This window comes from Micromonospora sp. NPDC005299, assembly GCF_042872345.1.
GTDB lineage: Bacteria > Actinomycetota > Actinomycetes > Mycobacteriales > Micromonosporaceae > Micromonospora.
Genome location: NZ_JBIAKG010000013.1, coordinates 167568 through 178744, shown reverse-complemented (window position 1 = coordinate 178744; position 11177 = coordinate 167568). Strand labels below are relative to the sequence as shown.

At 69.0% G+C, this 11177-nt stretch carries 11 protein-coding genes and 3 pseudogenes; 6 read left to right on the top strand and 8 right to left on the bottom strand.

The window, feature by feature from the left end:
• Positions 1-6 precede the first annotated feature (6 nt).
• Positions 7-612 (top strand): PadR family transcriptional regulator, encoded by a 606-nt coding sequence (locus ACFYPD_RS29450; protein WP_387120436.1) that lies wholly within the window; start codon positions 7-9, stop codon positions 610-612.
• A 231-nt stretch (positions 613-843) separates the two neighbouring features.
• Here ACFYPD_RS29450 and ACFYPD_RS29445 read toward each other — a convergent pair.
• The 5 genes and pseudogenes from ACFYPD_RS29445 to ACFYPD_RS29425 all read right to left on the bottom strand — a co-directional run.
• Positions 844-1476, bottom strand: a pseudogene (locus tag ACFYPD_RS29445) (IS256 family transposase); the annotation flags it as partial.
• Positions 1477-1515: 39 nt separating this feature from the next.
• Positions 1516-1743 (bottom strand): annotated as a pseudogene (locus ACFYPD_RS29440) (hypothetical protein); the annotation flags it as partial.
• Positions 1744-1777: 34 nt separating this feature from the next.
• Positions 1778-2314, bottom strand: coding sequence for a NifU family protein (locus ACFYPD_RS29435; RefSeq protein ID WP_387120433.1), 537 nt, complete (start codon positions 2312-2314; stop codon positions 1778-1780).
• Positions 2315-2318: 4 nt separating this feature from the next.
• Positions 2319-4271 carry a ferrous iron transporter B gene (locus ACFYPD_RS29430; RefSeq protein ID WP_387120430.1) on the bottom strand — a complete coding sequence of 651 codons (1953 nt, stop codon included), beginning with the start codon at positions 4269-4271 and terminating at the stop codon, positions 2319-2321.
• Entirely contained in the window at positions 4268-4504 is a 237-nt protein-coding gene (locus ACFYPD_RS29425) for a ferrous iron transport protein A (protein WP_387120427.1), read from the bottom strand. Before ACFYPD_RS29425 ends, ACFYPD_RS29430 begins: the two co-directional genes overlap by 4 nt.
• A 251-nt stretch (positions 4505-4755) precedes the next feature.
• Here ACFYPD_RS29425 and ACFYPD_RS29420 point away from each other — a divergent pair, with 251 nt between their 5' ends.
• From ACFYPD_RS29420 to ACFYPD_RS29410, 3 genes and pseudogenes are all read left to right on the top strand, one after another.
• The gene (locus tag ACFYPD_RS29420; RefSeq protein WP_387120521.1) at positions 4756-5433 is read left to right on the top strand and encodes a response regulator transcription factor; all 678 of its coding nucleotides are present in this window, start codon (positions 4756-4758) and stop codon (positions 5431-5433) included.
• 158 nt (positions 5434-5591) lie between these two features.
• Positions 5592-5756, top strand: a pseudogene (locus tag ACFYPD_RS29415) (ATP-binding protein); the annotation flags it as partial.
• A 169-nt stretch (positions 5757-5925) separates the two neighbouring features.
• Entirely contained in the window at positions 5926-6381 is a 456-nt protein-coding gene (locus ACFYPD_RS29410) for an ABC transporter permease (RefSeq protein ID WP_387120518.1), read from the top strand.
• Positions 6382-6713: 332 nt separating this feature from the next.
• Here ACFYPD_RS29410 and ACFYPD_RS29405 read toward each other — a convergent pair whose 3' ends face one another.
• Both ACFYPD_RS29405 and ACFYPD_RS29400 read right to left on the bottom strand, forming a co-directional pair.
• Complete coding sequence (locus ACFYPD_RS29405) at positions 6714-7952, bottom strand: hypothetical protein (protein ID WP_387120424.1); 1239 nt, start codon at positions 7950-7952, stop codon at positions 6714-6716.
• Positions 7953-8232: 280 nt separating this feature from the next.
• Entirely contained in the window at positions 8233-8676 is a 444-nt protein-coding gene (locus ACFYPD_RS29400) for a response regulator transcription factor (protein ID WP_387120421.1), read from the bottom strand.
• A 200-nt stretch (positions 8677-8876) separates the two neighbouring features.
• On the opposite strand from ACFYPD_RS29400, the gene ACFYPD_RS29395 reads away from it, so the two are divergent.
• Both ACFYPD_RS29395 and ACFYPD_RS29390 read left to right on the top strand, forming a co-directional pair.
• Entirely contained in the window at positions 8877-9758 is an 882-nt protein-coding gene (locus ACFYPD_RS29395; protein WP_387120418.1) for a glycosyltransferase family 2 protein, read from the top strand.
• A gap of 11 nt (positions 9759-9769) precedes the next feature.
• The gene (locus tag ACFYPD_RS29390) at positions 9770-10483 is read left to right on the top strand and encodes a polysaccharide deacetylase family protein (RefSeq protein WP_387120415.1); all 714 of its coding nucleotides are present in this window, start codon (positions 9770-9772) and stop codon (positions 10481-10483) included.
• Between the two features lie 9 nt (positions 10484-10492).
• Here ACFYPD_RS29390 and ACFYPD_RS29385 read toward each other — a convergent pair whose 3' ends face one another.
• A complete protein-coding gene (locus ACFYPD_RS29385; RefSeq protein ID WP_387120412.1) occupies positions 10493-11161 on the bottom strand; it encodes a DedA family protein in 669 nt (222 codons plus the stop codon).
• Positions 11162-11177: the final 16 nt, after the last annotated feature.

Here is an 11177-nt window from a genome sequence, read left to right as displayed (position 1 = left end):
AAGACGGTGGCGATCCAGCACGCAGTCCTGGCCCTGCTCGCCCGCGGCCCCAGCTACGGATACGAGCTCAAGGGCGCCTTCGAGGCGGCGGTCGGCCCACAGTGGGGCCCGCTCAACATCGGGCACCTCTACCAGATCCTCGACCGGCTCTTCAGGGACGGACTGGTGGTCGCCGAGCGGCACGCCCAGCCGGTCAAGCCCGACCGGGTGGTCTACGAGATCACGCCGGCCGGCCGGACCGAGCTGGACCGGTGGCTCGCCGAACCCAGCCCGCGCAACGGCGGTTTCAGGGACGACTTCTTCCTGAAGGTCACTGCCGCAGCCCGGTCGGGCGAGGCGACCACCGTCCGGACCGTCCTCGGCAACCAGCGCGGCCACCTGATGCGGGAACTGCGGAATCTCGACGGCCTACGCCGCCAGGCGGACGATCCGGTGGTCCGGCTGCTGCTCTCGGCCGCCAGTCGGCACGTTGAGGCCGACCTCGCGTTCGTCGACGACGCCGAGTCGGCGCTGCTCGGCGACGGGGGCGCGGCGCTCGCCGGTCTCGCCGCCGACCGCCCGGCAGCCGCCGCACCCGGCGGCGAAGCCGGACAGACACTCGCCGCCGGCTGAACCGACCGCGGCCACCGCCTCGCCGGCCGTCGGGCGGCAGGCTCCGCCGAGCCGGCCCACGCGCCGACCTCGTCACCCGACAACCAGCCGCCGCTTGACAGAGGAGCAATTTACAGACCCCACGTCGGACCAACCGAAGCACAGTCTGATCAGGACTTACGTCCGTTCTGCTGATCTTCAGCAAGCGAGGGGACTGTCCGGATCTTTGTGTGTGAGGCGGTGATCGCCTTCTCAGTTTCCGGTGATGCGCTCGCCGTAGAACATGGCGAGAGCGTTCAGCGCTTGTTTCCAGCCGCCGGCCTTGCCGGTGACGTTAGCCCGGTTCGGCCTCGGGCTGCGAATGACCAGGTAGAGGACCTTGAGCGCGGCCTGTTCGTTGGGGAAGTGGCCGCGGCGGCGGGTGGCCTGGCGGAAGCGGGCGTTGAGCGACTCGATCGCGTTCGTGGTGTAGACGACCCGGCGGATCTCGGGCGGGAATGCCAGGAATGGCGTGAACTGCTCCCCCGCTGAGCACCACAGTCGGATGATCGCGGGATACTTCGTGCCCCATGCTTGGTCGAACTCGGCGAACCGCTGCTCGGCGGCCTTGACCGTCGGGGCGGTGTAGACCTGCCGCAGCGCTTTGGTGATCTGGCTCCAGTGCGCCTTGGACGCATAGCGCAGGCTGGCCCGCACCAGGTGGACCACGCACAGCTGCACCGTGGCCAAGGGCCAGATCTCGGCGATCGCGTCGGGCAGTCCCTTGAGCCCGTCGCAGGCGACGATGCAGACGTCTTCGACGCCGCGGTTGCGCAGCTCGGCGAGGGTGGCCATCCACGCCTTGGCGCCCTCGCCGCCGGTGCCGACCCACAGGCCGAGCACATCGCGTTCGCCGGCGACCGAGGAGTCCCCGGCTGGGGACGATCAACAGGTAACGGGCAGCGGCCGGTAGCCGTCGGCGTCGAGCTGGGCGAGCCCGCCGTCGATGTCGACGGAGCGGGTCCCGTAGAAGTGCACGTTGGCGTGATGCGTGGGCCACATGTGCGCGGGCAGTTCGTCGTCGACGACGCGGCCGTCGCAGCGCAGCGCGCCCACCGCCATGCCGTGGTACTCCGTCGACCAGCAGACGATCGCCTTGGTGGCCTCCAGGCGTTGCACACGACAGTCCGCGCGGTGGACCCGGTGGTCAGCGGCGGGACGGGGTAGCGGTGACGGCGCGCAGCTGTGGGTGGCGTCGGCGAAGCTCGTCCTCCAGCCCTTGGCGGAGGGTGGTGCGGGCGGCGGGGCAGCCGTGGCAGGCGCCGACGAGTTTGACGGTGACGGTGCCGTCGCGGACGTCGACGAGCTCGATGTGGCCGCCGTGGGAGTGGGCGAGGTCGCCGACGGGCCCGTCGAGCAACTCCTGGGCGGCGACGCGCAGTGGCGCATCGTCCGGCTGGCCACAGGAGTCCGCTGGGGTCCAGCCGGTCGGGTCGGCGAGAGCGGCGTGCAGCGCCGTACGAACCCGGGCGCCGTCGCGTGACCACTGCCGACCGGGACGCAGCGTGGTGACGATCGCCGCGGGTTCGACGCGGACCTGAGCGAGGGTGCCGTCGTCGCGTAGGGCGACGAGCGGGTCCGGCATGGTGGCGGCGACGCCGGTGAAGGGCAGCACCCCGGCGGGGGTGATCCACCGCAGCTGCTCGGCGTGTCCCGCGACGGGCTGGGGATGGATGGGGATCATGGCATCATCCCGTCAGCAGCGCGGCGATGGTCCTGGCCAGGTAGGCCATGATCCAGGCCAGCGCGGTCAGGTAGCTGAACGCGATCAGGGGCCACCTCCAGCCGCCGGTCTCCCGGCGGATGATGCCGACGGTGGCCATACACTGCAACGCGAAGGCGAAGTAGACCAGCAGCGCCGCGATGGTCGGCGCGGTGAACAGCGGCTGCCCGGCGTGCGGCCCGTCGTTGTAGGTCATCGCCTTGAGCGCCTTGGACGGTTCGTCGGGGTTCTCCGCGGCGGCGACCTGGCCGAGGGTGGCGACGAACGTTTCCCGTGCCGACTGTGCCGACAGCACGCCGATGTTGATCCGCCAGTCGAAGCCGAGCGGGTCGAAGACCGGCGCGACGAGGTGGCCAAGGCCGGCGGCGTAGCTGTGGTCGGCGACGTAGGCCGAGACTGCGGTGTCGTTGCCCGAGTCGACGCCGTGAGCGCGCAGGTCGGCGGCCGAGTGAAGGGGCAGGTTCAGCAGCAGCCACAGCCCGATCGTGGTGACGGTGATGATGGTGGTGCACTTGCGCAGGAACGACTTCGCCGAGTCACCGACCGCGATCAGCACCGAGCGGGCTGAGGGCATCCGGTACGGGGGCATCTCCATGTAGAACGGCAGCAGCGGGCCGTTGCGGTCGCCGAGTTTCTTGAACACCCACGCGGCGGTCATGGCCGAGACCGCGCCGAGCAGATACATGCCGAACATGACCAGGCCCTGCGCCCCGAACGGCCCCCAACGGGCGGCCGGGTCCACGAGCAGGCCGATCAGCAGCACGTACACCGGAAGCCGCGCCGAGCAGGTCATCAGCGGTGCCGCCATCATGGTGGCCAGGCGGTCCTTGGCCGACGGCAGGGTGCGGGTGGCCATGATGCCCGGGATCGCGCACGCGAAGGACGACAGCAGGGCCACGAACGCACGGCCTTCCAGGCCGGCGCGGGCCATCACCCGGTCCATCAGGAACGCGGCACGGGACATGTAGCCGACGCCCTCGAGCAGAGAGATCAGCAGGAACAGCAGCATGATCTGCGGCACGAACACGAGCACCGCGCCGATGCCGCCTATGACCGCGTCGCCGAGCAGCCCGGCCAGCCACGGGTTGCCGACGTGGGCGGCAACCAGCCCGGACAGCCACCCGAAGAACGTCTCCACGTAGCCCTGCAGCGGCGCGGCCAGGGTGAACACTGTCTGAAAGAAGATCACCATCACCGCGAGGAACACGATCGTGCCCCACAGCGGGTGCAGCAACACCGCGTCGACGCGCTGGGTGATGCGGTGCCGTCCCGGGGCCCGGTAGCCGGCGAAGCTCAGCACCGACTCCGCCCACGCGTCCGCCTCGGCCGCGTCGTCCGGCGGCGGAAGGGCCGGCGCCGACCAAGTCGGCCACCGCACGATCTGGTCCCGTAGCTGGTCGATGCCGTGCCCGCGGTTGCCGAGCACCCGCACCACCGGCACACCCAGCGCCTGCTGCAACGCCGGCAGGTCCAGTTGGCCCTGCCGTGCGTCCAGCTCGTCGGTGAAGGTCACCACCAGGCAGGTGGGCAGACCGCGGCGCAGCACCTGCGCGACGAACCGAAGCGACCTGCGCAGCGTGGTGGCGTCCACCACGACGAGCAGGGCGTCCGGCGGTGCCTCACCGTCGAGGCGGCCGTCGAGCACGTCGACCATGATCTGCTCGTCCGGGCTGATCGGGTCCAGGCTGTAGGTGCCCGGCAGGTCCTCGATCAGGTACCGCTGTTCACCCACCTGGATGGTGCCGACGAATCGGGACACCGTCACGCCGGGGTAGTTGCCCGTCTTGGCGTGCAGACCGGTCAGAGCGTTGAAGATGCTCGTCTTACCGGCGTTCGGGCTGCCCGCCAGGGCCAAGCGCGGCAGGGCCGTGTCAACGGCGCCACCTCCGGCCTCAGCGTGGCATCCCGAGTCCTTCACCGCACATCCCGGATCAGCACGTGCGCGGCCTGCGCGCGGCGCAGGCACAGGTCGTAGTCCTTGACCCGGTACACCACCGGATCCCGCAGGGGCGCGCGACGGACGACCTGCACCAGCGTCCCGGCCGTGAACCCGAGATCCGCGAGCCGGTGGGCCGTCGAAGGCGGTGCCCCGTCGACCAGCCCCACGATCGTGGCCCGGCTGCCCGGGGGCAGGTCGGACAGCCGTCGCACCGGCCCAGCGGACGCCTCGGCGGCATGGACCGCAGGACCGGGCTGGGCGACAGCGGGTAATCTGAGTGGCACCAGCCCACCATAAGGAAAGGCTGGCCTCACTTGCTACTGCGGGTTCCGAACTCGGCTGCCGGAGGGGCCGACGACGTGGCACGGCTCACGCCGCTGACCCACCTGTCCGCGCAATGATCGGGGGCGACGCGCTTGTAATGCAGGGCGCGGGAGTCGACATGCCGGAGGGGGCAGGCGGGGTGCGAATGCTGGTCGTCGAGGACGAGACCGCCCTGGCGCAGGTGCTCCGCGCCGGTCTGACAGACGAGGGTTTCGCCGTGGATGTGCAGCACACGGGGACCGACGGGCTGTGGGCGGCCACCGAGAACCCCTACGACGTGATCGTGCTGGACATCATGCTGCCCGGCCTCAACGGCTACGAGGTGTGCCGGCGGCTGCGGTCGCGGGGCGTGTGGACGCCGGTGTTGATGTTGACCGCGAAGGACGGCGAGTACGACCAGGCGGATGCCTTCGACCTCGGAGCCGACGACTATCTGGTCAAGCCGTTCTCGTTCGTGGTGCTGGTGGCCCGGCTGCGGGCTCTGGTGCGCCGGGGCGCACCCGCCCGGCCGGTCGTGCTGACCGCCGGGGACCTGACCGTGGATCCGGCCCGACGGCAGGTCAGCCGGGCCGGCCAGGCTGTTCGGGTCACCGCACGGGAGTTCGCGCTGCTGGAGTTCCTGATGCGCCACCGCGGTGACGTGGTCTCCAAACGGCAGATCATCGACAACGTCTGGGACGCCCACTTCGACGGCGACCCCAACATCGTCGAGGTGTACGTCGGCTACCTCCGCCGCAAGATCGACCAGCCGTTCGGTCGCCGGGCCATCCAGACCGAGCGGGGCATGGGCTACCGCCTGGCAGCCGACGGCGGTTGAGCACGGTCGCCCACCTGTCCTCGCCCGGCGAACGCTCCCGCCGTGAGGCTTGCTCACCGGCTGCCGCTGCCCGTCGTTCCCGCTTTGAGCTGTGTCGGCTGCCGTCGTGACGAATCCTGAGAAGCGTCGCATGCGCGTGATTCGGTGGACGGGCCGGCATCTGGGGGTCCGGCGCATCTTCGACCGAATTCGTTCGTCTCGGCGACGGCCGCACCCGGCCGGAAGGCGGCAGCGGCCTCGGCCTCGCCATCACCCGCGAGGTCGTGACGGCCCATGGTGAACGCTTGCAGGTGCTGCCCGGTCCGGGCCTGACCGTCCGGATCCTCCTGCCCCGCAACGGCGACGGCGAACAGCCTGAAGCCCTGCCCCCGGCTGTTTCAGGCTCGTCTCAGGTGACGGGCGGCAGGCTGGACGCCATGCGCGCGGTCGCCGCGGGCACCCGCGGCCGGCGGATAACCGGCGGACCACACGGCTGGGTGGGCGGGTGTCCCGATCACCGCAGCCAGCCTGACCGTCGTCGCAGCGCTGCTGGGGGTCCTGGCGCCCCTGCGCGGCATCGCGATCCTTCCCATAGCCGGCATCCTGACCGGTGGGGCCATGACCGCCACCAGCCTCGCCGGGTGGCGCTTCAACGACGATCTTCGCGCTCGGCGCCGCGAGGTCGAAGCCGCTCTCCCGTTGGCACTGCTCCCCCGCGACGCCGTGCTGCTCGTCTGCCGCCCCGCCGCCGGCCACGCAGTCATCCCCGCTCTGGACCAGACCCGCACCGTCTGCCTCGTCACCCTCCCCGGCGCCTTCGTCGGACTCCTTCTCGGCGGCGCGAGTCCACTGACCGCGGGAATCACCCAACTGTTCGTCCTCGTCGGCCTTCTCGCCGTCGAAGCCGCCGCCATCGTCCTCACCGTTGAACTGATCGCCCGGGGACGTCTACGCCCGCGATCGTCCTGAAACCAGCAATCCACCTGGCAACCGGTCCACCGACACACCACCTGCGCGAGCTGAGCCGGTGATCGGAAGACCACAACTCGCGATCAGCGCTGCCCCACCTGGACGGTCGGCAACGGCACCTGGTGCTCCACTGCTGCGCCACGGACGTCCTCGACCGATCCGGAACGCGTTCGCCGTGGCGGATACCCCTCCCAAGCCGCAGCCCACCGCGCCGCGCGACGAATGGCCGGCCGCGACCGAGGCGCAGCGCACCGACAACGGCCAGACCATCGGACGCGGGCTGCGGCACCGCTTGACTGGCGCACCCGGATCCGCCCGACCTAGCGCCTGAATCACCGTACGCCGTCGAACTGATTCAGGGTCGACATCAAGGTGGCCACCGCCGAGGCGCAGTCGCCTTGCACGGGATTCGACGCCCGCAGGGCCGTCAGGACCGCATCGATCTGGTCGTCGAGTTGGTGCCATTTGGCGGAATCGCGCGGCTTGAGCCCCGCCTCGGCGTCGTCCCAGGCCACCTCGAGGTCCTTCACCCGTGCCTTTGCGCCCGCCAGGTCGTTCTGGGCGACCTTTGCCTTCACGTCGGCGACGATCACCGCGAATCGGCCTAGGTTGCCCAGCTTCGTAATCGGATGTGCTTGCCGTGTGGGAGCTGCGGGGGCACCGGGCGCGGCACCGGCCTGGGTACCAGGCTGTGGGTTCGTCACGACCTCCGGCCCGGCGGCCTGCGTCGTGTCCCCGGCCGGCCGCAGCACCCACCCGACCAGCGCGACAGCGACGACGGCCGCAGCGGCCCAGGTGTAGTCCTGCCGGTGGCCGCCGAGCGGCCCCACGCCCTTGACGGCCACACCGTGGCGACTGACCAGAACCTGCTCGCGGATGACGAGGACCAGGATCGTGCTGAAGAACAGCAAACTGGTGACGCTCGAGCCCAACCCGAGACCGCCGAAATCCTTGTCCTGCGTCAGCAGGTCACCAAGCGAGGCGCCGAGCGGTCGGGTGAGCACGTAGGCGATCCAGAACGTCAGCACCTGTCCGGCACCCAGACGGTAGGCGACCCACGTCGCCACAATCAGACCGCCGAAAATCAGCACGCCGTTGCGGAAGCCCAGGCTGAGTGCCTCGGTAGCAAGGTCGCCAGCGGCGGTACCGAGCGCGAAGGTGGTGAGGATCGCGCCCCAATAGAACGCTTCACGGCGCGGAGTGTCGATGGAAGCGATCGCCAGCGTACGTTCCTGGCGATACCAGACGGCGAACACGACCGCGAGAACTACCGCGAAAACGGCGGTGCTGATATACAGGCTCACGCCCAGCGTATCGGTGAAGAAGTCAGTCAGCTGCGTGCCGACGATGCTCACCAACACCACACACAACCAATAGATCCACGGCGTGTATGCGCGGGTCCGGAATTGGATGACAAGCGCGACGACGAGCACCGCGATCATTACCGCGTCGGTGACGGCAGGACCGAGTCCCACGTTCACGGCCAGATAGTCCGCAAACGTCTCTCCAATTGTCGTCGACAGCACCTTGATGACCCAGAACGTCGTGGTAATCGCCGGGACTTTCGTCAACCACCCGCGCGTACTTACCAGCCGGTCAGTGGCAACGGACACAGTTCTTCCCTTCGTCAAGGACACTGCGGAGAGCATGGACTACCGACCCTGAAATTTTGCTGAAGAGAACGTCCGGGCTCTTCGAGATTTCGCGGGGCTCGAATGCAGGCCGGGCGAAGTCATGGCGCGAGTATGGGCTCGGCTGGCCCGCCGCACGCGCCTGCTCCACCACCCGGGCAACGGTCTGATCGTCGGCCCCGCCACGCGCCGGTCCACGCTTCGCGCCTCGGGCTGATCGTCAGCAGGCGGAGCTGTCAGGGGCGGAAGCGGTAGCGCATGCCGGGTTCGGTGATGAGGTGCTGCGGTCGGGCGGGGTTGTCTTCGAGCTTGCGGCGTAGTTGGGCCATGGAATGGCGCAGGTGGCCGGTCTCGTCGTGGTAGTCCGGCCCCAGGCGTCGTGCAGCAGTTGGCGCTGGGTGATCAGCTTGCCGGGGTGGCGCAGCAGTTTTTCGAGCACGCTCCACTGGGTGGGGGTCAGCCGGACCTCGGTGCCGTCGTCGCGGGGTGACGGTCCGGTCGGCGAGGTTGACGGTGTGTCGTCCCACCCGTACGAGGCTGCTCGCCGGCCGGGTGTCGGTGGTGGTGTTGAGCGGGTGACGGCGGGGATGCGGGCGAGGAGTTGGTCGACGCCGAAGGGCTTGGTGACGTGGTCGTCGGCGCCGGCGTTGAGGGCGGTGACCAACCGGGACTGGAAGTAGGAGAGGTAGTCATGCCTAGGCGCTGCTACGGACTCCGCCCCACGTCTTCAGCTCGCTCTCAGGTCGCGGCGTTGATCATGGTGGCCATGTCGCGTCGCGGGCGACCGACCGAACGAGGTGGGCTGCTGGCCGCCATCGCTCAGGGTTGCACCGCGGCAGCCTGCAGCAATCGGAAGGTGACGGAGTGGGCGTACTGTTCAGCGTGGTCATCCCCTGCTTCAACGAAGCCGACTACATCGCTGCGGCAATCGCGTCGCTGCAAGCCCAACGCGTTGTGGGCGGCTGCGAAATCATCGTCGTGGACAACAACTGCACCGATGCCACAGCCGCGATAGCCCGGAACCTCGGGGCAACGGTGGTGACGGAGCACGAGCGCGGCGTCTGCGCGGCTCGACAGTGCGGCGCCCAGGCCAGTCGCGGCCAGATCATCGTCTCGGCGGACGCCGACACCACCTACGGCCCGGACTGGCTGGACAAGATCCACCGTGCGTTCGTCGCGGACAACCGGGTCGTGGGGGTGGTCGGCCCCTGCCGGTACAAGGACGGTCCGCACTGGGGACGGCTGTACGCCCGGCTGCTGTTCGGGCTCGTCGGCCTGGCCTACCGGCTGACCGGGCGGGTGTTCTACGTGACCGCGACGAACATTGCCGTGCGCCGGGACCACTTTCCCGGCTACGACACGAGGCTGACGCAGGGTGGCGACGAGTTGGACCTGCTGCGCAGGCTACGCCGTCAGGGTCGCGTGGTGTATGACCCAAGCAATCCAAGCCACAGCTCCGGGCGACGACTAACCCGCGGCCTGGTCTACAACATGTTCGTCACGCTGCTGGTGCACTATCTGCTGGCGTACCTGTTGAACCGGTTGTTCGGCCGTCGCGTCCTCGGATCCGCACCCGCCTTCCGCACCAGCCGCGCCGCGAGGCGCCATTGGCGCACCATCGGCAGCGTCGCGGCCGCAGCGCTACTGGCGATTCCCTTCGCGGCGCCAGCCGGGCGGGTCTCCGACACCTATCACTCGTTCCTGCGGCACATCAGGGTGAGCGCAGGCCAGGACGGACACCGATGAGGTGGCTTGCCGTGCTGCTCCTCATCGCCATCCTCGCCGCCGGCTACTGGACATTCCTGTCTCCCTACTGCCAACTGTTCGGCCATTACCCCTACCGGGGACCCTCGACGAAGCAGGTCGTCGCACTGACCTTCGATGACGGCCCTAACGAGCCGTACACCTCTCAAATCCTCGACTACCTCGACAGCCGGCACATCCGCGCCACCTTCTTCCAGGTAGGCAGCTGCGTACAGCGGTACCCCGCCACGACCAGACGAATGGTTACCGCTGGCCACGTCATTGGTAACCACTCGCTGACCCACAGCTTCAGCAGCTACCTTCGTCCCGGCCGCTACAAAAGGGAGGTCCACCGGACGCAGGAGGTTCTTCGCCGGTACGTCGGCCGCGCACCCGCGCTGGCCCGCTCTCCCTGGCTGTGGCGGCATCCCCCGCTGCTGCGGATGCTGCGGGCAGCGGCATTGCAGCCGGTGTCCGGCGTGTTCTGCCACGCCCTCGAGGTACTGCAGATCGACGCGGCGGCGATCGCCCGCGCAGCGGTCGCGAAGACAAGGCCCGGCACCATCCTGATCTTCCACGACGGATTCGATGCCCGAGGCGGCAACCGCAGCCAGACTGTCGAGGCGGTGAAGCTGACCACCGAGGCGTTACTGGCCAGCGGCTTTCATTTCGTGACCGTGGACGAACTGCTCGACGTGCCCGCCTACCAGCCCGGCGTGGGCCATTGACGGGACCGCTCAGTGTCGGATCGTCGCCTCATCGGGGGTCTGGGCGGCGTGCCGCCGGGACCGGAGCAGTTGGATGCCGATCGGTACCACGGAGATCACCACGATGCCGATCAGGATGAACTCGATGTTGGACTTGACGAAGGCGATCTGGCCGAGGAAGTAGCCCAGCACGGTGACGCCGATGCCCCAGAGCGCCCCGCCGAGCACGTTGTAGATGAGAAACGTCCGGTAGTGCATCCGGCTGACCCCGGCGATGATCGGGGTGAACGTCCGCACGATCGGCACGAACCGGGCCAGCACGATCGACCGGGCCCCGTACCTGGCGAAGAAGTCGTTGGCTCGGTGCACATTCTCCTGCTTGAACAGCCGCGAGTTGGGCCGCCGGAACAGGCTCGGGCCGACCCGCTTGCCGAACAGGTAGCCCACCTGGTCCCCTAGGATCGCGGCGACGGGCACCAGCAGGCAGACCAGCCACAGCGGCTGGTGCAGGTAGCGGCTGTCGGCGACGAGCAGCCCGGCGGTGAACAGCAGCGAGTCACCGGGGAAGAAGAAACCGATCAGCAGGCCGGACTCGGCGAAGACGATGGCGAGGATACCGATCAACCCGAAAGTGGAGATCAACCACTCCGGATTGAGGAAACCGGGACCCACCGCCGGCAGGGCCAGAGACGTCGACACGAGGGGACCTCCGAAT

Coding starts and splice junctions, on each gene's coding strand:
- ACFYPD_RS29435 (WP_387120433.1), bottom strand. CDS start 2,314: ATGATCCCCATCCATCCCCAGCCCGTCGCGGGACACGCCGAGCAGCTG.